Source organism: Exiguobacterium sp. UBA7533 (assembly GCF_002479335.1).
Classification (GTDB): domain Bacteria; phylum Bacillota; class Bacilli; order Exiguobacteriales; family Exiguobacteriaceae; genus Exiguobacterium_A.
Genome location: NZ_DLMP01000003.1, coordinates 71,533 through 94,403 on the forward strand (window position 1 = coordinate 71,533; position 22,871 = coordinate 94,403).

Genomic DNA, 22,871 nt, shown 5'->3' on the forward strand with positions numbered 1-22,871 from the left:
ATCCGCTGCCTGAAAGTATGCGGACCTGGTTCGTCCGTGATCGATATCAACCGATCAAGTTTAATTCACGACCGACTTTTTCGAACGCTGCAAGCGCTGTCGTCAAGTCTTCGCGTGTATGTTCCGCCGTTACGATCGTCCGAACACGTGCTTTTCCTTTTGCAACGGTCGGGAAGGCGATTCCTTGAGCAAAAACACCTTCTTGACGGAGGCGATCGGATAATTCGTGACAACGCGCCTCATCACCGACGATGACCGGTGTGATCGGTGTCGTAGACGTCCCGATATCGAATCCAAGATCCCGTAATCCTTGTTTGAAGAATTCCGTGTTTTCCCACAGACGATCAAAGAGGACCGTTTCTTCTTCCATGACACGAAGTGCTTCCCGGTTTGCTTCAACGACTGCTGGTGGATGTGATGTCGAGAATAAGAACGGACGCCCTTTATGGATCAAGTAATCTTTGACGTGTTGTTCACACGCAACGTATCCACCGAGGACTCCGATTGCTTTTGAGAGTGTACCGACTTGCAAGGCAACACGACCGTCAAGACCGAAGTGATTGACCGTACCGCGTCCTGCTTTCCCAAGAACACCTGAAGCGTGCGCATCATCGACCATGACGAGCGCGTCATAACGCTCGGCTAATTCAACGATTTCTGGAAGTGGTGCAATGTTCCCATCCATCGAGAAGACACCGTCCGTGACGACGAGGCGCGTCCGTGCGTCTTGTGTTTCTTGTAATGCTGCTTCAAGATCCGCTAAGTCAACGTGTTTATAGATCCGGCGTTTCGCTTTTGTCAGACGGATCCCATCGATGATCGAAGCGTGGTTCAACTCATCTGAGATAACAACGTCTTCAGGACCGAGTAACGCTGATAAGACACCGAGATTCGTTGCGAATCCCGACTGGAAAACAAGTGCCGCTTCCGTATGCTTGAATGTCGCGAGTTCCCGCTCAAACGCTTGGTGCATCTCGAGCGTTCCAGCAATCGTTCGAACCGATCCTGTTCCGGCACCAAACGTCCGCGCTGCTTCCGCTGCTTGTTCAGCAAGACGCGGATGTGCTGCGAGTCCGAGGTAGTTGTTCGACGACAGTTGGATCAGTTCCTTCCCGTCAATCGTCACGCGATTGTGTTGCGCGCTCTCGAGTGCTACAAGGTTGCGGAACGTGCCCGCCTGTTTCATCTCTTCTAATTCTGTCCGTAAGTGTTCAAATCCCATTAATTCGTCCCCCTTGGTTGTAATACGACTTTCCCGCATTTCCCTTGACGCATCAATTCAAATCCTTCTTCGAACCGCTCAAGCGGCAACGTGTGTGTAATCAACGGTCGGACATCAACTTTTCCACTTGATAAGAAAGCAGAAACCTGACTCCATGTCTCATACATCTTCCGACCGGTGATGCCTTGAACCCGGACGCCTTTGAAGACAACGTGGTTCGTCAAATCGATTTCGACCGGTTTGACCGGCAGACTGAGGATGTTGACGTCTCCACCTGCTGTCACCATTTCGAATGCTTGACGAATCGCAGCCGGATGTCCACTCATCTCACAGACAACGTCGATTCCGTCGCCGTCGGTCATACGCTCGATCCGCTCCAAGACATCGTCATGACGTGAATCGATGACGACATCTGCCCCCATCGTCCGTGCGAGTTCAAGACGATACGGATTGACGTCGATTGCGACGACTTCCGCCGCACCGGCTGCTTTAGCGACTGAGACTGCCATCAAACCAATTGGACCACAACCGACGATTGCGACCGTTTTAGCGCTGACATCACTCGCAAGAACGGTATGGACAGCATTTCCCATCGGCTCTTGAATCGAAGCGATTCCCGCTGGCATATCTTCCGGGTTGACCCAGAGGTTTTCTTCCGGCATGACGACGTATTCCGCAAAACAGCCTTGTGTATCGACACCGATGATCTTCGTGTTCTTACAGATATGATATTGCCCACGAAGACACTGTTTACATTGATGACAGACGATATGCGTCTCAGCCGAGACACGGTCACCAAGTTTCAAGCGTTTCGTACCCTCCCCGAGCTCGACGACTTCGCCCGAGAACTCGTGACCGAAGACATACGGCGGATTGACACGTGACGCTGCCCACGCATCCCACTCATAGATATGCACGTCCGTCCCACAAATTGATGTTGCCTCGACTCGAATCAAGACTTCTCCACGCTCCGGTACGGGTACGGGTACTTCTTTCAGTGCCGCACCGAATCCGCGCTCTTCTTTGACAAGTGCACGCATCGTTTTCGTCGTTGTCGTCTCTTCTACCGCTGTTACTAATTTCGTCATCTTTCCCCGACTCCTTCGCGGAAGCTCACGTTTATTTATATGTGGCGAACTTCCAAATGTTTAGCATCCCCAAAAACCAAACACATCTTTCCTCTATCTTACATGAATTCTGCCGCTAGTTTACCGAATGTTTCTTCGTTTAGCTCAAGATCCGCATATGCGAGACCGGATTCTTGGTACCCATCGATTTGTGACTGGTAATCAGGACGTGTTTCATCCTGATAGATCAATCCCATGACGAGACCATCGTGTGCATGAACGGTCTGTTTTGCAAGATCCAAGTTCGACGGGTCGTATCCTTCGATATCGGACAGCTTCGTCAAGTTCTGCTTGAACCAATCGTACGTATTGACCTTGTTGAATGTGACGCATGGACTGAAGACGTTAATGAACGCAAATCCTTTATGCGCCGTCGCTTGCTCGATCAATTGCGTCAACCCTTTTAAATCATTCGAGAAGCTCTGGGCAACGAATGTCGCGCCAGCCGTCAAAGCAAGTTCAACCGGTGAAACACTCTTTTCGATCGATCCTTTTGGAGTTGACTTCGTCTTAAATCCCGGTGCAGAAGTAGGTGACGTCTGTCCCTTCGTCAAGCCGTAAATCTGATTGTCCATGACGATGTACGTCATGTCGACATTCCGTTTGAACGCATGAATCGTATGTCCCATGCCGATCGCGAATCCATCACCGTCGCCACCAGACGCGATGACCGTTAATTCGCGGTTCGCCATCTTGACACCTTGGGCGATCGGTAAAGATCGTCCATGAACGCCGTGGAAGCCATACGTATTGATATAACCGGAAATCCGACCAGAACAGCCAATCCCGGAAATCAATGCCAACTCTTCTGGTTCGAGACCGACGTTTGCGACAGCACGCTGAATAGCTGCTTGAATCGAGAAGTCTCCACACCCCGGACACCAGTTTGGTTTGACATCATTTCTAAAATCTTTAAAGGTTGCCATGATATACCCCTCCTACGACCTGCTCGACGACCTCTGCCGGGTAGAACGGGTCGCCATTGAATTTCAGGATATGCTCGATCTTCGATGCATGTCCACAGTTCATCTGGATCAGCTTCGCCAGTTGTCCTGTTGCATTGTACTCGACGACGATGACTCGTTTTGCCCGCTCTAAGTGCGGCGTGACAAGTTCACTTGGGAACGGATGGACTTGACGGATATGCAAGTGATCGACCTTGATCCCTTGTGTTTCGAGTCGTGGCATGATCTCTTCAATCGTTCCACGTGTCGAGTTGAAACCAACGAATAAGATATCCGGTTCTGCATGATGCTCCGTTACAAGAACGGCATCCTGTAAGCGGAACGTATTCAGCTTGCGAAGTCGTTTCGTCATTTGATCGACCCGGTTCTTCGTCGCTTCCGACGGACGCCCTTCCTCATTGTGCTCAACACCCGTCACGTGATGAATCCCGTGCTTGACGCCTGGAATGACACGTGGGCTGATTCCATCTTCCGTCACTTCGTAGCGTTTGAAGTACGCTTTCCCTTCAAGTTCCGGTAAGTCTTCCTGAATCAACTTCCCGCGACGGATCTCAACGCGTGACATATCTGGTGGCTCAACCGATTGTTTTCCGAGCGATAGCATCAAATCCGTCAATAGAATGACAGGACATTGGTACTCTTCTGCGATGTTAAATGCTTCTGCTGCATCGTAGAACGCTTCCTCGACCGTTGATGGTGCCAAAACGACCTTTGGAATTTCACCATGTGTACTATAGATCATCGCCATCAAGTCAGATTGTTCCTGTTTCGTTGGTAGACCTGTTGACGGACCACCCCGTTGTGTATCGACGATGACGAGCGGTGTTTCCGTCATCCCGGATAATCCGATCGCTTCCGCCATTAGTGACAATCCTGGACCAGCAGACGCCGTCAAAGCACGGACACCTGCATAGTTGGCACCAATTGCCATCGTGACCGCTGCCAGTTCGTCTTCCGTCTGGACGACCGTTCCACCGAACTGCGGTAATTTCTTGATTAAGTATTCCATGATCTCAGATGATGGTGTGATCGGGTAAGCTGCCATCAGACGCGCTCCACCGGCAATCGCGCCAAGAGCAATTGCATCGTTTCCGATCATGAACATCCGTTGTTTTCCGTCAGCCGGTTCCAAGACGAACCGTTCGCCCTCTCCTGCAAGAGCTTCAAACGCTGCTGCTCCTTCACGAATTGCTGCTAAGTTCTTCTCGACCATATCTGGACCTTTTCGTCCGAAAATCTGTTCGACGACGGCTTGGAAACGCTCTGGTGCAATGCCGAGAATCGCACTCGATGCACCAATCGCGACCATGTTCTTCATCAATGCCGTACCGAGATCAGCTGCGATCTCCGTAAATGGAATCGCATACAATGAGGCGCGTGCTTCGTCCGGATTCGTCGGATTGAATTTCGCATCCGCGATGATGATGGCACCTTGACGCAATTCATGGAAGTTGACGTCGATCGTCTCTTGATCGAATGCGACCAAAATATCGAGATCATCGGAAATCGTCCGGACTTCCTGTGTCGCGACACGAATCTTATTATTCGTGTGTCCTCCCTTGATACGTGACGAAAAGTGACGGTAGCCATACAGGTAATAGCCGAGTCGATTCAAGGCAATCGCAAAGATTTCGCCTGTTGATTCGATCCCTTCTCCCTGCTGACCGCCAACTTTCCATGATAACTGATTATACATCGACGTTCGCTCCTTCTCTGTCCCCTGAAATGATAGTTCTCTCTATCCTCCCTCATGATACCGATTTACCGGAAGTAGTACAATGCTCCCTCGGTGGAAAGGTGAGAAAAATTCGAAGACGCAGCAAAAAGACCATCTACTCCAGTCGAGTAAATGGTCTACTTGTAAATATAGGACCTATGTCCAATTCATCATCGTGGTTCGATGATGAGTTTGATGGCGGTTCTTTCTTCTCCATCAATTAAAATGTCTGTGAAGGCTGGGATACAAATCAAATCGATGCCAGAAGGCGCCACGAATCCGCGTGCGATGGCGACGGCTTTGACAGATTGATTGAGCGCTCCCGCACCAATGGCCTGAATCTCGACGGAACCTCTCTCTCGAATGACACCCGCGAGTGCACCTGCTACCGCGTTTGGATTCGACTTAGCTGATACTTTCAGGACGTCCATGCGTGTACCTCCCCATCCAGAAATGGCAATCAGTCGAAGAATACTGACTGATCCGTCAGATGAATCCGTTCAATCTTCGTTGCTTTTTTTGTTGTGTCATCGATATGAATCAAGACTCCATTAAGTTGTTCCCGTCCTTCGGCAACTTCAAACCGCGTTGGGAGCTGTGTCTTAAATTTTCGTAGGACATCTTCCTGACGCATCCCGAGCACACCGTTCAACGGACCTGTCATCCCGACATCCGTGATATAAGCCGTTCCTCCGTCAAGAACACGCTCATCTGCTGTCTGGACGTGCGTATGTGTGCCAACGACAGCTTGTACACGACCATCGAGGTGATAACCCATCGCGATTTTTTCACTCGTTGCTTCCGCATGGACATCAACGAAAATCGCATCGACTTTTCCTTCGACTTCCGCAATCAGTTCATCAACGGTACGGAACGGGTCACCGAGAGGTGGTAAGAAGACCGTTCCTTGGACGTTGATGACGGCAATCTTTTTATTGCCTGCCTTAACGATCATCATCCCACGACCTGGTGTGCCTTCCGGATAGTTCGCAGGACGGATGATCCGGTCCGCGTCGTCAATCCAGTCAAAGATGTCACGGTTATCAAACGTATGGTTCCCCATCGTGATGCCGTGGAATCCGAGTTCGAGGAATTGATGATAAATCGACTTCGTGATGCCGCGTCCGTGTGCTGCATTTTCACCGTTGACAAGCATGACGTTCGGATTGTATTTCGCTTTCAAGCGTGCTGTAAATTGTTGCAGGATATGTCGACCGGGTGCACCGACGACGTCTCCGACGAATAAAATCTTCATTGCTGTTCCTCCGTTCATTAAAAAAAGTGGCGGTCGCCCGCCACTCCACTTATTTCGCGTATTCGACTGCTCGTGTTTCCCGAATGACCGTGACTTTGATGTGTCCCGGATAATCGAGTTCTTCTTCGATTTTTTTCCGGATGTCACTCGCCATCTTGTGAGCCAGTACATCATCGACGACGTCAGGTCGAACGATGATGCGGACTTCACGACCCGCTTGGATCGCAAATGATTTTTCGACACCGTCGAACGATTCCGAGATTTCCTCGAGGCGTTCGAGACGGCGGATATAACTTTCGAGTGTCTCTTGACGTGCACCTGGACGAGCAGCAGATAATGCATCCGCAGCTGCAACCAAGACAGAAATGACAGATGTCGCTTCCGTATCTCCGTGGTGTGATGCAATTGCGTTGATGACGGTTGGATGCTCTTTGTACTTCGTACCGAGCTCGACACCAATCTCAACGTGACTGCCTTCGACTTCGTGGTCGATCGCCTTCCCGATATCATGCAGAAGACCTGCACGCTTCGCAAGCGTGACATCTTCTCCAAGTTCAGCTGCCATCATACCTGCAAGGTGGGCAACCTCAAGTGAGTGATACAGGACGTTCTGTCCGTAACTCGTACGGTACTTCAAGCGACCGAGAATTTTGACAAGGTCCGGATGAATGCCGTGGATTCCGACATCATACGTCGCTTCTTCCCCGATTTCTCGAATCCGCTCGTCGACTTCACGACGGGATTTGTCGACCATCTCTTCAATACGAGCCGGGTGAATCCGACCATCCTGAACCAATTTCTCGAGCGCCATTTTAGCGACTTCGCGACGAATTGGGTCAAAACCAGACAAAATGACGGCTTCCGGCGTATCATCGATGATCAAGTCGATCCCAGTCAAGGTCTCGAGCGTACGGATGTTGCGGCCTTCCCGTCCGATGATGCGACCTTTCATCTCATCGTTCGGCAAGTTGACGACCGATACAGTCGTCTCTGCGATATGTTCAGCGGCGAACCGTTGAATCGCAAGTGACAAGATGTTACGTGCTTTCTTGTCGGCTTCTTCTTTTGCTTTTTGTTCGATTTCTTTTTGAAGAATGGCTGCGTCGTGTAAAGCAGCCTGTTTCGTCTCATCCATGATGATTGTTCTTGCCTCGTCTTGCGATAAATTCGCGACGCGGACAAGCTCTTGACGTCCCTGTTCATACAGGTCCTCTACTTTGCGCTCTAGTTCTTCAGCTTGATGCTTCCGTTTCGCGATCTCTGCATCACGTGTATTGATTTGATCTTCCTTACGGTCGATAGCGTCAACACGGCGATCGAGTGTCTCTTCTTTCTGGAGCAACCGGGCTTCTTGTTTCGCTAGCTCTTGGCGACGTTCACGCAATTCTTTTTCCACTTCGTTACGAAGTTTGAATGCTTCATCTTTCGCTTCGAGTACGGCTTCTTTTTTCGTTGCCTCAGCCGATTCACGCGCACGTTCAACGATTTTATTCGCTTCCGTTTCTGCGCCTTGAATTTTCGCTTCTGCAATCGATTTCCGCAAGAAGTAGCCTACGATGAATGCGATCAGCAAAGTGAGGAGAAGTATGACAATCCAAGTCAGTGTACTCATGGGTTCACCTCCCCTTTGCAAGGTGTTTCTTAGTTCATTTCGGTATTTCATCGAAGCTGTCTAAAAAACGTACATCTATATTGTAAGGATAGCACTCGTTCATTGTCAACGAACGGACGGGAAAGAATTCCACTGTTTTCCTCTTTTACACTAAAAAAGAGAGGATTCGTATGCGAATCCTCTCTGAAACGGTTTATTCAGCAAATAGATCTTCTGGTTGTTCTGCTTCGAAATCAACCGGCTCTTCGCGATCGACGAGACCGTGATGTTCACGAATCAAACGTTCGACCTCTGCTGCGACTTCCGGATGCTCGACCATGTATTGCTTCGCGTTCTCACGCCCTTGACCAAGACGCTCTGAGTTGTACGAATACCATGCACCACTCTTTTGAACGATATCCAGATCCGTTCCGATGTCGATCAACTCACCGACCTTCGAAATACCGAGACCGTACATGATATCAACTTCTGCTTGTTTAAACGGAGGAGCAATTTTGTTTTTGACGACCTTGATCTTCGTTTTGTTACCGACGACGTCCGTACCGTTTTTCAACGCTTCCGCACGACGCACTTCTAAACGAACAGACGAGTAGAATTTGAGTGCTCGACCACCTGGAGTCGTTTCCGGGTTACCAAACATAACACCGATTTTTTCACGGATTTGGTTGATGAAGATGACGATCGTTTTCGATTTATTCGTTGCACCAGACAACTTACGAAGCGCTTGGCTCATCAAACGCGCTTGAAGACCGACGTGTGAGTCACCCATCTCGCCTTCAATCTCTGCTTTTGGTACGAGTGCCGCAACAGAGTCGACGACAAGAATATCGACCGCACCAGAACGAACGAGTGCTTCCGCGATTTCAAGTGCCTGTTCCCCAGTATCCGGTTGTGACAAGAGGAGCTCATCGATGTTAACACCGAGTTTATTTGCGTATGCTGGATCAAGCGCGTGCTCTGCATCGATGAATGCAGCTTGTCCACCTTGTTTTTGAACTTCTGCGATTGCATGAAGCGCTACCGTCGTTTTACCTGACGATTCAGGTCCGTATACTTCGATGACCCGTCCACGTGGGTATCCACCTGCACCTAGGGCAATATCTAATGTAATCGATCCAGAAGAGATCACTGATACCTTCTGATCCGCATTTTCTCCGAGTTTCATGATGGAACCTTTACCGAACTGTTTCTCTATCTGGCGTAACGCCATCTCAAGTGCTGCTTTACGATCACTCACGTAGCAGGCCTCCTTTTAATTATCTTACTGAGATTATTGTACTTCTTTTGAGACCGAATGACAAGCATTTTACGAACATTTATTCGCATACTTGCACTTTGACCAATTTTCTCACTCGGATGCTTTTTCGAGATGTTTCAGTAGAAGGAAATAGGTATCCTTGACGGCGCGCAGTCGAATCATTCCCCGGTCGAACGATGGATATTGCCATTCGACAATGCGTGTTCCATGTGCGTCCGCAACAGCACAATAGACGGTTCCGACCACTTTTCCGCTGTTGCTTGTCGGACCTGCTTCCCCTGTCAAAGCGACGGCGATATCGGATTGATACAGTTCGCGTACCCCTTCAGCCATCGCGATTGCGACTTCTTTACTGACAGCAGTATGCTCTCGTAACAAAACTTCCGGTACCGATAATACGCCTTGCTTCGCTGCATCATCATACACGACGGCGCTCCCACGCAACACTTGACTCGCACCGCTGACATCAACGAGTCCACTTGCGACAGCTCCTCCCGTCAGTGATTCGGCGAGTGACAGTGTCAATCCTGCTTCTTGATACCGTTTCAGTACGACTTCCGGCAGGCTTGTCTCGCCATATCCATAAAAGTACATGCCCACTTCAGCCAGTACGTGTTGTTCCAGTTCATCGAGCATACGGTCGGCTTCCTGTTGATCGAGTGCTTTAGCAGTCAGACGCAACCGTACTTCAGCGAGTTCCGCATAAGGGGCGACCGATGGATTGGTTGCTTCTTTGATTAACGTTTCCAGGCGATCGTTTAGAGCCGATTCTCCGATTCCGAAGAAACGTAGTGTTCGGGAACGGATTGTCTCTTGACCGAACAAATGACTGAAGTGATCTTTGAGGATTTGCTTCATCTCACGTGGCACACCGGGTAAAACGATATATTGGTGGTGCTCCGTCTGCACCGACATACCGGGAGCAAGACCCGCATCATTGCGTAAAACCGTCGCGCCAGCGATGACTAATGCTTGTTTCCGTTCATTGTTCGTCATCTCCCGTTGACGTGTCTTCAAGAATCCTTCGATTCTTTCGTACGCTGCTTGATCGAGAACGAGATCGCGCCCAAGCAGGTCAGCGAGCACCTCTTTTGTCAAGTCATCCTCGGTCGGTCCAAGCCCCCCTGTGATGACAAGGAGATCCGCCCGCTGTTGCGCCTGACGGAACGTTTCCTGCATCCGCTCGCGGTTGTCACCGACGACTGTATGATAATGAACGTCAATTCCTGCACTGGCTAGCCATTCGGAAAGGTACTGTGCATTCGTGTTGGCGATTTCTCCAAGGAGAAGCTCACTTCCGACTGCGATGATTTCTGCTTTCATGTTGATTCCTCACCTTCTTGAAGTATAAGAAAAGACTGTTCGGTATGACGAACAGTCTAAATTGATCCAACTTACATGGATTTCGTAATTAACTTGATGTTTTTCGAGAAATACTCGACGCCTGAGTAGATCGTCAAGATAAGAGCAAGCCACATCGTGATGTCTGCGAATGGAATATTCCACATCGCAAAAACGATATCGTGCAATAAATACGCTGTAATCGATGTCAACTGGACCCATGTCTTTGCTTTCCCAGAGTTTCCGGCAGCAAGAACGATGCCTTCGTCAGATGCGACAAGACGAAGACCTGTGACAGCGAACTCACGGCAGAGAATGATGACGACGATCCATGCCGCAACGAAGTCAAGTTCCACAAGGTAGACGAGCGCAGCAGCGACTAACATCTTATCGGCAAGTGGATCCATGAATTTTCCAAAGTTCGTTACTAGATTTTGTTTGCGGGCGATATACCCATCGAGCCAATCCGTCAGTGAAGCAACAAGGAAGATGATGGCTGCAACGAAGTGTGAGACGGGAAGTTCAGCTCCTAGTACATCCCACTGTCCCCAGTTCGGATCAATCGCAAGTACGATGACGAACACGGGAATTAATAAAACGCGTAATACTGTCAATTGATTCGGTAAGTTCATGTAACGCCCTCCTCCTTCATTTCATATGTAGATGAATATGCCATCTAAAAGAAGGCACGCCGGTTTACGGCGTGGCTACTTTCTTCAGATAGATGTTTTGGACGAGAAGCGAACGGTTCAGTTTCAGTTCTTGGTCATTGACGACGATTTTATCAATCCCTTTAATCGAACCAATCCGGATCCGGATCAAGTCCGTCTTCGCGTCCTTCACGACGATCGGATTCGGATCCGACGCGTTGATGTGATCTGGCGCGAGTGCTTCTCCTTCAAGGGATGTATCACGCACACCAACGAATGGTGATGGAGAGGCATCTTTCTTGATTTGAATCGAGACACTCATCGTATCTTTCGTTGCGACTTCATAGGTGACATCTTGACCAGATGTCGACTTCGCAGCAAGCGCTTCTTTTTTAGGTTTTTCTTTTGTTTCTTCTTGTTTCGCCGGTTCTTCCTTCGGCTTTTCTTCTGTCTTCGCAGGCGCATCCGTTTCTTTACTCGGTGCGTCTCCTTGGTCGATCGTGACATCGTTTTGCTTCGGTGCAGACGTTTTTGCCTCTTCGTTACCGTCGAGGAACATCTGAAGTCCATAATACAAAGCAGCACCAATCGCAAAAATCAGCACGATGATGATGATGTTCGGAATCCAGCGCTTTGCAACGCTTTTCTTCGGTGCACTTGATTTCGAATACGTCGCGCGTCGTGATAATTCGACGACCGGTTGTGCCTCCGGTTCCGGAAGATCACGCTTATAGGTCGTGAAGACTTCGTCGACGTCAAGACCGAGTGCTTCCGCATATGTCTTGATGAAGGCCCGGGCGTAAAAAGCACCTGGTAATTGATCATAGTTGCCTTCTTCAATCGCGACGATGTAACGCTTTTGAATCTTCGTCGTCGTTTGAATTTGTTCGAGAGAGACGCCTAGCGCCTCTCGTTGTTCCTTTAAGTAGGTTCCGAGCTCGGTCATCGGTAACACACCTTCCATTTTTCATACTTATTCAAAGTTGAACCAATCATTTCCCCCATGGGAACGAGGCAGTTCAGTCACAATGATTTCTTCTGTCGTGTTGCGTAATTCAATGATGTAATCAAAATCATCCCACGTATATTCACTTGATTTGACGAATGCATCCGGATGTTCGACGATTTTCGTCGCCGGTAGTCGCATGACTTCGCGTAAAATCTGCCAGTGCCGTTCATCGAAATTCCGTTGTGACACCAAGGCATCGATGATGTAGACGTAATCCCCAGTCCGTTCGTCATCGAATAACGACGTTCGTACCGTCTGTTTGATCAGCGTCGAAGAAAGGAACAACCATTTCTTGTTCGCACTGACGCTTGCAGCGACGATCGATTCCGTCTTTCCGACTCGTGGCATACCGCGGACACCAATCAATAAGTGCCCATCCTGTTTGCATAGTTCTGCCATGAAATCGACGAGAATCCCTAAGTCTTCCCGAACGAAGCGGAACGTCTTTCGCTCATCACTGCTTTGATCGATATAACGACCGTGACGAATCGCGATCCGATCACGCAGTTTTGGTTTTCGTAGTTTGATGACCTCTATGGTTGACATCGTCTTGAGAATAGCAGCGAGTCGTGGAATTTGATCCGGTTGTTTCGTTTGGAGCAACATACCGCGTCGTTGATGATCGACACCATTGATCGTCACGATCGAAATATGTAACATTCCCATCAACGAAGCAATGTCCCCGAGTATACCGGGACGGTTGACCTTTAATTCATATTCGAGATACCATTGCTCGAACTCACTCACGCGCCCATCCTCCTCTATTGATACGATTATCCATTCCTCATGTTAAATGATTTTTTGAAAAATGAAAAGCATTCCTGAAGTGAAATTCCAATGCTTACATCCACGCACCATCTATTTTAAGGATGGCTCCTGACACATAACTCGATTCTGGTTGCACCAAGTAACGGATCGCGGAAGCTACTTCCTCTGCTTTTCCGAATCGTCCGGCAGGGATTTCAGCAATCGCTTCTGCCTTTTCATCCTCAGAAAAAATCGCGTTCATCGGCGTATCAATCCATCCTGGCGTAATCGCATTGATGCGTCCATGCATTGGTCCAAGTTCTTTACTGTATGCTTTGACGAAGCCCAACTGTGCTGCCTTGCACGTCGAATAGGCAACTTCACCCGCGACACCTTGTTCCCCTAATACACTACTGATGACGACGATCGCCAGCTGCGACGTAAACGGTTTCGTCCGCGTCACGGTTTGACTGATGCGCATCAACGCATCGACATGTATTCTCCAAAGTTCACTCATTGATGTTGCCGATTGATCGAGCAACAGACCGCTATAACTCGTTCCGGCACAATGGACGAAGGCATCGACGACAGGTAACGCCGTACAAAATGCCTGCAAGTCCTCATCATCCGCTAAATTCGCCGTCAGGATGTGGTGCTCTCCTTGCCACTCCTCTATCATCCGTTCCAAAACCGCTTGCTGTCGATACGTCTGAAGCACCAATTCATGTCCGGCGGCAGCAAGTTGTTTTGCTGCCGCAAGACCAATGGCGCCACTCGCACCGGTGATGAGGATTCGCATCACGCGTACGGTTTGACGATTGAGATCGCCCGGTTTTCAATGGCGAACAACTCGTCGAAACGGGCTTCGATCTCTTCTTTCGTAATCGAAGCAATCAATGTCGGAAGCGTGAACAGATTCGTACCGGCAAGTGCGTGACGCGAGAACTGATTCGCAATGAACTCCGGTGAATTCAAGGCACGGAGGAATTTCCCTTGCATCATGTTCCGCTTGCGCGTGACCTCGTCTTCCGTAAAGTCAGGACGAGTTTGCAGAAGTGTCTCATACGCTTGGATAAACTTGTCTGGATCCTCTGTCTCCATGCCGAACGTCGCGAAGGCGAACTCTTCTTCACTCGAGTAATCAAAGCTGAACGTATCGTCGATCAGACCGTCTTCATACAATTCCAAATACGTCGATGATGTTTGATCGAATAAGAGGTGCAATAATAATTCACTCGTCAACTCACGACGGACTTGTGCTTCGCCGCGGACAGATTCGTCTTTGTAGCCGATCAATACCTTCGGTGTCTTGACGTCGAGCTCGAGTTCAAGACGTGGACGATGCACGCCGTGCGGTTCTTGACCGTAATCCCGTTCAATCGCTGGACGATCCGTATAATCCTTCTTCGCCTGGTTTGCTTTAATTAACGCTAGTGTCTCTTCCGGGTCGATGTTTCCGACGACGAACAACACCATGTTTGATGGATGATAGAACGTACGATAGCACGTGTATAGGTCATCGGCTGTGATTTGATTGATCGATTCCGGTGTTCCTGCGATATCGATTCGGACCGGATGCGTCGCATACATCGATTCGATTAGACCGAAGAACAGACGCCACCCTGGATTATCTTGATACATCTGAATTTCCTGCGTGATGATCCCCTTCTCTTTTTCAACGCTTTCCGGCGTGAAGTAGGGATCTTGTACGAAATCGATCAATGTCTCGAGGTTTTGTTCGATCAGTGACGTTGCTGAGAACAAGTACGCTGTTCGTGAGAACGAGGTAAAGGCGTTCGCTGAGGCACCGAGACGACCGAACTCTTGGAAGACGTCACCTTTTTCGGATTCAAACATCTTATGCTCGAGGAAGTGGGCGATGCCGTCCGGTACCGTGATCCATTCCTCTCCTTTTTTAAATCGTTGATCAATCGAACCATAACGTGTCGTAAACGTCGCATACGTCTTTTCGTATCCTTTTTTTTGCAACAGATAGACGGATAAGCCGTTATCGAGCTGCTCGTGGTATACCGTTTCGTCTGTATCGTGATAAGTCAGTTGTTCCATCATGCTTCACCTCGCAATAGATATACGGCATCTAGATCGATTGCCGCTGCTAATCGAACGACGTCTTCACGTGTCGCCGTCTCGATGATGTGGATCTCATCTTCAAGTGTCAGTCCACGCATCTTCGAACCATTCAACCAACCAATCAATTGCCCCGGCTGATCAAGAATTTGACGGCGCGCATTGATCAACATCGCCTTCGTCTGTGTCAATTCTTCATCCGTGAACTGTCCCGCCTTCAAATCAACGAGTTGCTCTAGGATGATTTTCTCGGCACGTTCCGCTTCTTTTGTGTCAACCCCTGCATAGACGTAGAGTGCACTGTTTAATGCCGCATATCGTGAAGCCGCATAATACGCGAGACTCTCTTTTTCACGGACATTCATGAACAGTTTCGAATGTGGGAATCCACCGAACAGACCGTTGACGATTTGCATCCGGATTGAATCGGCAGACGTCGGATCGACCGCTACCCGGTAACCAAGGTGCAGCTTCCCTTGTTTAATCGGTTGCGTTTCGCTCGACCGTTTCACACCGTTGACCGGTTTTTGTTCAGGGATGTAATGGCTGACTTTTTCTGAGTGCGATGGCAAGAAGGACAACGCATCTTCCATTTCCTCCTTCGTCACCTGTCCGACGACGAAGACATCGATTCGATCGTCTTCGATCATCGAACGGTATGTATCACGCAAGGACGATGGAGTGATCCGTTCTAGTTCTTCGATTGTCCCAAGCGATGGTAACGAGACGGCTTCACCTGGTGCCATCAATTCAAGGAGACGCTGCTGTGCGTAGCGCATCTTATCGTCGTACAGCGAGCTGATTCGTAAGGCATGCAGTCGCTTTTCTTGTTTGACGAACTGTTCGCGGAAACCACTTTCCGTCAAGTCTGGATACAGCACCATTTGCTCTAGCAATTCAAGTGCTTCTTTTAATAACGACGGGTGATGGACGAGTTCTCCACGGACGACATCAAGTTGGAACGAGATGACGTGCTCTTCTCCGAACTTTGACGCGTCCGCATAAAGCCCCGCATCATATAATGTCTCAAGTGGCTCACGTAATGCTTTCATCGACGGATAAGCAGCTGTCGATTTTTCCATGATGTATGGTAAAATCGCGCGGCTAGTCAGTGTTTTCGCCTCTAGCGGTGCTGAAAACGTGACGAGGATCGTCGTCGTCTTGAATTTATCGGTCGGAACGAGGTGGAAGCTCGTTCCTTCCTTTTTCCATGTGCTAAATGACTGACTCATTACTCTCCATCCTTTCGTTTGAACACATGCGCACTGCGAACGTATTCAATATCTGCTTTTTGGTTAACGGCATTCTCATAACGGGCTGCTGTAAAAAAGAAATCACTGAGCCGATTGATGAACGGTAACAAATGAGCCGCTTGGGGAACATCGATCATCGAACGTTCGACGCGACGGCAGACCGTCCGTGCCACATGCAATGTCGCGGCCGCTTCCGTTCCGCCTGGTAAGATGAACTTGTCGAGTGGTGGCGATAATTCCGTTAAACTATCAATCCAACTTTCTAAATCAACTGTTGCTTCCTGACTTAACCGTGATGGACGAGGTTCGACATACATCAAGTCACTGCCACAGTCGAACAACGCATGCTGGATGACCGTCAATTGTTCTCGTACTTCGATCGATGATGCTTTGGTCCGAGCAAGTCCGACGAAGCTATTCAATTCATCGAGTTCTCCCATCAAGCTGATCAATCGATCATTTTTTTTGACTCTCCCACCGACAAGGGATGTTTCTCCTTCATCTCCTGATTTCGTATAAATTTTCATGTTTTATTCACTCCTATAGCGAAAGGAAGCGACTCATAATGTTCGCTTCCTTTGTTTTTTTGGTAATCGGATTCGGAAAGTCGCTCCTTCTCCTAAGCGGCTATCGACTTCGACCTCTCCACCATGAGCACGGACGACGTTCGCGACGATCGCAAGACCAATTCCTGTACCGGTCTTACCGCGCGTTCGTGCCTTGTCCGCCTTATAGAAACGATCAAAGACGAAAGGTAGATCTTCTTCCGGAATCCCGTCACCTGAATCGATGACGGATAATGTAATGTTTTCCCTATCTTCGTCAATCTTAATCTTGATTTCTCCGTTCTCCGTATAACGAAGGGCGTTTCCAAGAAGATTCGTCAAGACTTGTTCCATCTGATCCGGATCGGCGTCAAATGTGATGTTCGGACCGGAAACCGAGAAAGTGACCTGCTTATCGCGTCCCATTTGTTTGAATTTCTTGATGACTCGCTGTGCAAACGAGACCGTTTCGATGGCTTCAATCCGTAACTCCTGATAACCGGCTTCCATCCGCGCGAGATCGAGTAGATCATTGACGAGACGGGACAAGCGTTGCGATTCATCATAGATGATTGATGCAAATTCTTTCGTCGCCTCGTCACTTTCCGTCATCCCGTCGACGATCGCTTCCGAATACCCTTGCAACATGACGAGTGGCGTCCGCAGTTCATGGCTGACATTCGCGACGAAGTCGGCCCGCATCTTCTCCAGTTGTTGTGCTTCCGTCATGTCGCGCAGGACAGCGACCGCTCCGATCTGTTCTTCTTGTTCGAGTAACGGACTGACGATGATGATGTAAAAGCGTCCTTCCCGTTCAAACGAAACCGTCATCTCCGTCTCTTCCTTCATGACTGTCTGGAACAGCTCGATCAGTTCATCCGGTACGGGAGAACCTGCAAGAAATGCTTCAGCTGGTGGATTCGTCGCGAGTAGCTCACCTGATTTTGAGAACGTCAACACGCCGTCTGCCATACAGCGCAGAATCGAGGAGAGCAAATGCCGCTCCTTATCAAGATCCGTGACGTATTGATTGAGTTGGCTACTCATCTCGTTAAAGGCAAGCGCTAAGTCACCAATCTCATCACGTGAGCGTTGCGTCAGGCTTTGATCGAATTTCCCTTCACCGGCCTCAACGACGGCTTGACGAATCGTCCGTAGTGGTGCGGTGATCCGTGTCGATAGGAAGAAAGCAAAGACGGTCGTCCCGATGATCGCTAACAAGACACAGAGCTGAATGATTTGACGTGCGCCTTCATTCGCTTGCTCGATATTCGTCAATTGTTCGATCAAGTAGATCGTTCCGTTGCCGCTATCCGTAATGAGCGGTGCTCGATACGCGAGTGCCGCCTTTCCATCGAAGGTCTCGTAATTACCGATTGCCGTTTCACCTTCTTCACCATCGATCGCTTTCCAGTTCTGACGTTCGAGCTCCTTGATAATCCGGTTCGCTTTCGCTTGTGAAATGTTCGCTTCGACAGAATCGTCCTGGGTCTTCGCAATTAATGTCGCGCCATATATATCCGTGATTTCGACAGCAGTACTCGATCCTTCCTCGATACCGGAGTGCGCCTGAAAGACGGTCTCGACTTGTTGACCGAGCTTTGCAAGGTGCCCCCGCTCCTGTTCGATATGAAAAGAGTTGAAAAATTCAAGTAACAAGATCGTCAAGGCGATCAAGACGACCGAGACAAGCAATAGGATCGTGCCCCATAGTTTGATGACTACACTTTGCAACCATTTCATCGTCAGGTCGGACTATTCTCGAACTTGTATCCGACACCCCAGACCGTCGTGATCATTTGAGCAGCGTTCGGAGACAAACGATTCAGCTTTTCACGCAGACGTTTGACGTGTGTATCGACCGTCCGAAGATCCCCAAAAAATTCATAGTTCCAGACTTCCTTGAGTAGTTGTTCCCGTGAGAATACTTTGTCCGTTTGTTTTGCCAAGAAATACAGGAGTTCATATTCTTTTGGTGTTAAATTGACTTCTTGTGATTCAACCGTCACGCGGTGTGCGTCATTATCAATCGTCAAATGTGGGAAGACGATGACATCTTTTGTTTTCGCATCCGTATGGAGGAATTTCGTTGCACTCGCTCGGCGAAGGATTGCTTTGACACGCAAAACGACTTCACGTGGACTGAATGGTTTGACGATATAATCATCTGCCCCCATTTCAAACCCATGGACGCGATTCGTTTCTTCACCTTTTGCCGTCAGCATGACGACCGGCGTCGCTTTCGTTTTCCGTAGTTCTTCACAAACTTGCATCCCGTCCATCTTCGGCATCATCAAGTCGAGGAGAATGACATCGTATTCTGTCTCAAGCGCCATTTCAAGCGCCGTCTCTCCATTGTCTGCTTCCTCGATCGTGAAATTTTCCCGCTCCAGATACATCTTCAACAGGCGACGAATTCGTTCCTCATCGTCGACGACTAAAATACGTGCTTCTTCTGACATGCTGTCTCCTCCTATAAACTAAACTCTACTCCTCTATCCTACTACTCTTTTAGTATACTATGAAACGAAAAGAATGGCTTGCACTGGCTGATTTCCCCTAAATGATACTCTTTTGTCAGAGAAACATGAAAAAGCAGCGGACCGTTTCCGGATCCGCTGCTTTTCTTTTCCTTATGCGTACGAGTGTAATCCCGCTACGACAAGGTTGACGAAGACAAGGTTGAACATGATGACGGCAAAACCACCAACACATAACCATGCTGATTTTTTACCGATCCACCCACGCTGGATGCGCATGTGGAGATAGAACACGTAGAAGAGCATCGTGATCAGTGCCCAAACCTCTTTCGGGTCCCAGCCCCAATAGCGGCTCCATGCCATTTGCGCCCAAATCATTGCGAAGATCAATCCGCCAAGGATAAAGATCGGAAGACCGATCGCGATCGCACGGTAACTAATCTCATCAGCTGTTTCTAGATCAATCTTCCGCGCGATTGGTTTCAGACTCTCTGCGACACGCTTACGGAGAACTACGAAACGTAGCAACACATATAAGACGACCCCACCAATGACTGACCATAAGACCGTATTGACCTTATTCGCATTCAAGAAGTTCGGCAATTCAATGACGGCACCTGAACCAGATAAGACTTTTCCGTTCTCAGGACCTGTCAGAACCGGCATCGTGTATTCATGTGTCATCTTCGCACCATTCTTCGCGACGTATTCGATCGTTGATGCAGAACCTGTTGCTTTGAACAAGAGGCCGACGAGGATGTAACCAACGACACAAACGAGTGAGAACATGACGATCTCAAGCCATGTCCGTGTTTTCGATTCTTTATTGAAATCCGTCGCGTGGACCAGATAGAGCAATCCGGTCGCAAAACTGACAGCGAGAATCCCCTCACCGAGCGCTGCCGTCGTAACGTGGATTTTGAGCCAGACACTTTGAAGTGCCGGAATCAAGGGTTGGACCTCATCCGGGAACATCGACGCATAAGCGATGACGAGCAAGGCAACCGGCATTGCAATCAAGCCAAGGACATTGTTTTTATAGATGGCATAGACGATTAAGAATCCAAGGACCATCATCATACCAAAGAATGTCGTGTATTCGTATAAGTTCGAGACCGGAACGTGTCCAGCACCCGCCCAGCGCGTAAAGAAATACCCTAACTGAGCAAGAAAACCGATGATCGCGAGCGTATAGGCGATCTTACCAGAACGTGTCGGACCTTTTTTACCACTCGTCGCAACAGCGAAAAAACCTGTACTGACGAGGTAGACGATGAATGACGTTAGGAGCAGATTACTGCTCAACTGAAGCATGTTCATTTAGCTTCCCCCTCTTCCCGCAACTTTTGTCGGTCCTCAAGTTCTGGTAGACCAACTTCCGTCAACGCGAGATTGGCTTCTTTTTGAAGCCCTAATGCGTTTTTGTTCGTAAATCCAGCAATCTGAATGCGACCGTTCTTCTCACGTAACCAGAGACGACGGTGCGGCCAGTACATCCCGATCAATAGACCTGCCATGAAGATGATGCCACCCGCAAAGAGGAATGGGAGCGTCAAGTCTTTCTTGATTCGGACACCTGAGATGTTTGAGAGCTCCGTACCGGCAAACGCCATCTTGTACTGGTTCTCATCCCCACCGACATTCAGCTTGATACCAATCAAGCTACGCTCCCCTTTTGGGTGCTCCGGTGATTTGATATTAAAGACGAACGCCGGATTGACAGGACGTCCAGAATTGGTCGTCGGCTGTCCATCCTTGACGACGAAATCAGGCAAGAAATCCTTCAATTCGACATCATAGCCGTTTTTCAACTTGTAGGTCTCTTTTGGTTCACGTAAATCGACCTTGATCGTATCCACGACTTTACCTGTCTTTTGGTTGACGATGCTAAACGACATCGTCTTAAATTCTGGATCTGCCGCGTATTGTTCTTGGAAGACTTGGAAATCATCGAATTCGAATGGACGGTTGACTGCCGTCTCACCTGATTTGACTTCTTCGAGTTTCGGTTTGAAATCGCTTGTCTCTCCGACTCTTTTATAGAGCGTCATCTTCGTGTCGTAGTTTTTCGGTACATTTCCGCCCGCTGCTTCAAGTGATTTCTTGAATTTTGCGTCCACCTTCTCAGGATCATAGAACTCGATATTGAACGCCTCATTCTTCAAGTAATACTTGTTGTCTGTCGCCTCGATCGGTAATGTTTCTCCTTCACGAAGCCAAAGCAGTTCATCTTCATGCATGCCCGGTACGACCCGAAGCATCGCCCCTCCGAAGAATAGTACAAGACCGATATGGTTGATGTAAGGACCCCATCGTCCAAAACGTTGCTTTTCCGCTAAGAGCGCCCCGTCTTGCCGACGAACTTTATAGCCCTTTTTCTCAAGTAACGGTGCGATCGCATCGATTTTTTTGACGTCTCCAGTCGCTTCAGCGCCAAATCGCTGACCATTCATGAAACGGTCCGACTGGATGACCGGTTGTTTCTTCAATGCTCGGTAGAGCGGGAAGAAGCGGTCAATCGACACGATGATGATCGATAAGAGTAACAGTGTGATTAATCCGATGTACCACCATGATTCAAACAGGTTGTGGAATCCTAACGTATAGTAGATATCCCCTGCCGTACCGTATTCTTTTTGATAAAATTCTTCCGGTGGTGTTGCCTGCGGAATATACATCTCTTGCGGGAAGATCGTACCGACCCCACTCGCGATGATGATCAGACCGATCAGCCATAACCCGACCTTGACAGACGAGAAGAACGTCCATGCCCGGTCGATCCAAGATGGATTTTTACGTTTCGAACGAAGTTCTGCTTCCTCGTAACGCATGTCCAGTTGTTTAAAATCTTCTTGCTCCTGCATCCTTAAATCCCCCTTCGATGCGTTACTGGTTCGCCTTCTTCACCATCTCTTCCAGCTTCGCTTGATCAATCCCACCTTCGTATTTCTCGACGACCTCACCTTTTTTGTTGATGATGAACGTCACAGGTAAGTTGTAGATCCCGTAAGCCTTCTCGACCGAACTATTCGTATCCATGAGGATCGGATAATCCGTTCCGCCGATATCTTTGATGAAGCTTGAGACTCGAACCGGTGTTTCTCCGACATTGACCGCTACGAAATTGACACCTTGATCCTGCATCATCTGATAGTTGTCATTGATCAAAGGCATCTCTTTCTTACATGGTTCGCAGAATGTACCCCAGAAATTGAGTAAAAGTCCTTTTCCTTTGTATTCATCCATTGAGTGCTGTTTCTCACCGTATAGATCGACGAGCGCGAAACCAGGAGCATCATCGCCTGCCATGACACGTCCGTTTTTATCGCGTGTCGCCTGATCGACGAATTGCATGATGACAACTGCGCCTGCAAACAAGACCATCGTCATGATCATCAGACGCCAGAAGGAGCGTTTCTTCTTTTTTTGCTGGGCCGCTGCTAAGCGTTCTTCCGGATTTTGTTTTGTTTTTTTCATATTTTACCGCCTCCACCCATATTGTACTTGAAATCGCTTAAACGTTGATAAAATGTGAAATTCGTTAATCGTTTTGTCACAAAAAAAGAAAACTCAACCCGGAGGATGAGCTTCTCGCTTTACAA

General features: G+C 48.8%; 21 protein-coding genes. All 21 read right to left on the reverse strand.

Going from position 1 to position 22,871, the window contains the following annotated elements:
• Window positions 1–46: 46 nt before the first annotated feature.
• Window positions 47–1,222, reverse strand: coding sequence for a glycine C-acetyltransferase (locus B2U10_RS05880; protein ID WP_035408845.1), 1,176 nt, complete (start codon window positions 1,220–1,222; stop codon window positions 47–49).
• Window positions 1,222–2,310, reverse strand: a complete 1,089-nt coding sequence (gene tdh / locus B2U10_RS05885; protein WP_290786308.1) for an L-threonine 3-dehydrogenase — start codon at window positions 2,308–2,310, stop codon at window positions 1,222–1,224. The genes B2U10_RS05880 and tdh overlap by 1 nt, the downstream gene beginning before the upstream one ends.
• A 98-nt stretch (window positions 2,311–2,408) precedes the next feature.
• Complete coding sequence (locus B2U10_RS05890; RefSeq protein WP_023467707.1) at window positions 2,409–3,275, reverse strand: 2-oxoacid:ferredoxin oxidoreductase subunit beta; 867 nt, start codon at window positions 3,273–3,275, stop codon at window positions 2,409–2,411.
• Window positions 3,262–5,010 (reverse strand): 2-oxoacid:acceptor oxidoreductase subunit alpha, encoded by a 1,749-nt coding sequence (locus B2U10_RS05895; RefSeq protein WP_056060443.1) that lies wholly within the window; start codon window positions 5,008–5,010, stop codon window positions 3,262–3,264. Before B2U10_RS05895 ends, B2U10_RS05890 begins: the two co-directional genes overlap by 14 nt.
• Before the next feature lie 191 nt (window positions 5,011–5,201).
• The gene (locus B2U10_RS05900) at window positions 5,202–5,462 is read right to left on the reverse strand and encodes a stage V sporulation protein S (RefSeq protein WP_023467705.1); all 261 of its coding nucleotides are present in this window, start codon (window positions 5,460–5,462) and stop codon (window positions 5,202–5,204) included.
• A gap of 29 nt (window positions 5,463–5,491) precedes the next feature.
• Window positions 5,492–6,286, reverse strand: a complete 795-nt coding sequence (locus tag B2U10_RS05905; protein WP_035408850.1) for a TIGR00282 family metallophosphoesterase — start codon at window positions 6,284–6,286, stop codon at window positions 5,492–5,494.
• Window positions 6,287–6,335: 49 nt separating this feature from the next.
• Complete coding sequence (gene rny, locus B2U10_RS05910; protein ID WP_023467703.1) at window positions 6,336–7,898, reverse strand: ribonuclease Y; 1,563 nt, start codon at window positions 7,896–7,898, stop codon at window positions 6,336–6,338.
• A gap of 193 nt (window positions 7,899–8,091) precedes the next feature.
• Window positions 8,092–9,135 carry a recombinase RecA gene (gene recA, locus B2U10_RS05915; protein WP_023467702.1) on the reverse strand — a complete coding sequence of 348 codons (1,044 nt, stop codon included), beginning with the start codon at window positions 9,133–9,135 and terminating at the stop codon, window positions 8,092–8,094.
• A 111-nt stretch (window positions 9,136–9,246) separates the two neighbouring features.
• The gene (locus tag B2U10_RS05920; RefSeq protein ID WP_056060439.1) at window positions 9,247–10,479 is read right to left on the reverse strand and encodes a competence/damage-inducible protein A; all 1,233 of its coding nucleotides are present in this window, start codon (window positions 10,477–10,479) and stop codon (window positions 9,247–9,249) included.
• A gap of 71 nt (window positions 10,480–10,550) precedes the next feature.
• Complete coding sequence (pgsA, locus tag B2U10_RS05925; protein WP_035408854.1) at window positions 10,551–11,129, reverse strand: CDP-diacylglycerol--glycerol-3-phosphate 3-phosphatidyltransferase; 579 nt, start codon at window positions 11,127–11,129, stop codon at window positions 10,551–10,553.
• 64 nt (window positions 11,130–11,193) lie between these two features.
• Window positions 11,194–12,093 (reverse strand): helix-turn-helix domain-containing protein, encoded by a 900-nt coding sequence (locus tag B2U10_RS05930; RefSeq protein ID WP_035409716.1) that lies wholly within the window; start codon window positions 12,091–12,093, stop codon window positions 11,194–11,196.
• 27 nt (window positions 12,094–12,120) lie between these two features.
• A complete protein-coding gene (locus B2U10_RS05935; protein ID WP_023467698.1) occupies window positions 12,121–12,903 on the reverse strand; it encodes a DUF3388 domain-containing protein in 783 nt (260 codons plus the stop codon).
• Between the two features lie 94 nt (window positions 12,904–12,997).
• Window positions 12,998–13,702 carry an elongation factor P 5-aminopentanone reductase gene (ymfI, locus tag B2U10_RS05940; protein WP_056060433.1) on the reverse strand — a complete coding sequence of 235 codons (705 nt, stop codon included), beginning with the start codon at window positions 13,700–13,702 and terminating at the stop codon, window positions 12,998–13,000.
• Window positions 13,702–14,973 (reverse strand): EF-P 5-aminopentanol modification-associated protein YfmH, encoded by a 1,272-nt coding sequence (yfmH, locus tag B2U10_RS05945; protein ID WP_231496875.1) that lies wholly within the window; start codon window positions 14,971–14,973, stop codon window positions 13,702–13,704. Before yfmH ends, ymfI begins: the two co-directional genes overlap by 1 nt.
• Complete coding sequence (gene yfmF, locus B2U10_RS05950) at window positions 14,970–16,223, reverse strand: EF-P 5-aminopentanol modification-associated protein YfmF (RefSeq protein WP_290786313.1); 1,254 nt, start codon at window positions 16,221–16,223, stop codon at window positions 14,970–14,972. Before yfmF ends, yfmH begins: the two co-directional genes overlap by 4 nt.
• Complete coding sequence (locus B2U10_RS05955) at window positions 16,223–16,771, reverse strand: cob(I)yrinic acid a,c-diamide adenosyltransferase (RefSeq protein ID WP_035408870.1); 549 nt, start codon at window positions 16,769–16,771, stop codon at window positions 16,223–16,225. The genes yfmF and B2U10_RS05955 overlap by 1 nt, the downstream gene beginning before the upstream one ends.
• A gap of 33 nt (window positions 16,772–16,804) precedes the next feature.
• Complete coding sequence (locus B2U10_RS05960) at window positions 16,805–18,532, reverse strand: ATP-binding protein (RefSeq protein WP_290755436.1); 1,728 nt, start codon at window positions 18,530–18,532, stop codon at window positions 16,805–16,807.
• Between the two features lie 2 nt (window positions 18,533–18,534).
• On the reverse strand, window positions 18,535–19,251 hold the full coding sequence (locus tag B2U10_RS05965; protein ID WP_035408876.1) for a response regulator transcription factor: 717 nt from the start codon (window positions 19,249–19,251) through the stop codon (window positions 18,535–18,537).
• A 171-nt stretch (window positions 19,252–19,422) separates the two neighbouring features.
• A complete protein-coding gene (ccsB, locus tag B2U10_RS05970) occupies window positions 19,423–20,589 on the reverse strand; it encodes a c-type cytochrome biogenesis protein CcsB (protein ID WP_035408879.1) in 1,167 nt (388 codons plus the stop codon).
• Complete coding sequence (gene resB / locus B2U10_RS05975; protein WP_081780387.1) at window positions 20,586–22,133, reverse strand: cytochrome c biogenesis protein ResB; 1,548 nt, start codon at window positions 22,131–22,133, stop codon at window positions 20,586–20,588. The genes ccsB and resB overlap by 4 nt, the downstream gene beginning before the upstream one ends.
• A 22-nt stretch (window positions 22,134–22,155) precedes the next feature.
• A complete protein-coding gene (locus tag B2U10_RS05980; RefSeq protein ID WP_290786316.1) occupies window positions 22,156–22,746 on the reverse strand; it encodes a redoxin domain-containing protein in 591 nt (196 codons plus the stop codon).
• Between the last annotated feature and the right edge of the window lie 125 nt (window positions 22,747–22,871).

Bases quoted from the DNA above. Each gene is read 5' to 3' on its own strand.
- B2U10_RS05880 (WP_035408845.1), bottom strand. From the start codon at position 1,222: ATGGGATTTGAACACTTACGGACAGAATTAGAAGAGATGAAACAGGCG.
- tdh (WP_290786308.1), bottom strand. From the start codon at position 2,310: ATGACGAAATTAGTAACAGCGGTAGAAGAGACGACAACGACGAAAACG.
- B2U10_RS05890 (WP_023467707.1), bottom strand. From the start codon at position 3,275: ATGGCAACCTTTAAAGATTTTAGAAATGATGTCAAACCAAACTGGTGT.
- B2U10_RS05895 (WP_056060443.1), bottom strand. From the start codon at position 5,010: ATGTATAATCAGTTATCATGGAAAGTTGGCGGTCAGCAGGGAGAAGGG.
- B2U10_RS05900 (WP_023467705.1), bottom strand. From the start codon at position 5,462: ATGGACGTCCTGAAAGTATCAGCTAAGTCGAATCCAAACGCGGTAGCA.
- B2U10_RS05905 (WP_035408850.1), bottom strand. From the start codon at position 6,286: ATGAAGATTTTATTCGTCGGAGACGTCGTCGGTGCACCCGGTCGACAT.
- rny (WP_023467703.1), bottom strand. From the start codon at position 7,898: ATGAGTACACTGACTTGGATTGTCATACTTCTCCTCACTTTGCTGATC.
- B2U10_RS05920 (WP_056060439.1), bottom strand. From the start codon at position 10,479: ATGAAAGCAGAAATCATCGCAGTCGGAAGTGAGCTTCTCCTTGGAGAA.
- pgsA (WP_035408854.1), bottom strand. From the start codon at position 11,129: ATGAACTTACCGAATCAATTGACAGTATTACGCGTTTTATTAATTCCC.
- B2U10_RS05930 (WP_035409716.1), bottom strand. From the start codon at position 12,093: ATGACCGAGCTCGGAACCTACTTAAAGGAACAACGAGAGGCGCTAGGC.
- ymfI (WP_056060433.1), bottom strand. From the start codon at position 13,702: ATGCGAATCCTCATCACCGGTGCGAGTGGCGCCATTGGTCTTGCGGCA.
- yfmH (WP_231496875.1), bottom strand. From the start codon at position 14,973: ATGATGGAACAACTGACTTATCACGATACAGACGAAACGGTATACCAC.
- yfmF (WP_290786313.1), bottom strand. From the start codon at position 16,223: ATGAGTCAGTCATTTAGCACATGGAAAAAGGAAGGAACGAGCTTCCAC.
- B2U10_RS05955 (WP_035408870.1), bottom strand. From the start codon at position 16,771: ATGAAAATTTATACGAAATCAGGAGATGAAGGAGAAACATCCCTTGTC.
- B2U10_RS05960 (WP_290755436.1), bottom strand. From the start codon at position 18,532: ATGAAATGGTTGCAAAGTGTAGTCATCAAACTATGGGGCACGATCCTA.
- B2U10_RS05965 (WP_035408876.1), bottom strand. From the start codon at position 19,251: ATGTCAGAAGAAGCACGTATTTTAGTCGTCGACGATGAGGAACGAATT.
- ccsB (WP_035408879.1), bottom strand. From the start codon at position 20,589: ATGAACATGCTTCAGTTGAGCAGTAATCTGCTCCTAACGTCATTCATC.
- resB (WP_081780387.1), bottom strand. From the start codon at position 22,133: ATGCAGGAGCAAGAAGATTTTAAACAACTGGACATGCGTTACGAGGAA.
- B2U10_RS05980 (WP_290786316.1), bottom strand. From the start codon at position 22,746: ATGAAAAAAACAAAACAAAATCCGGAAGAACGCTTAGCAGCGGCCCAG.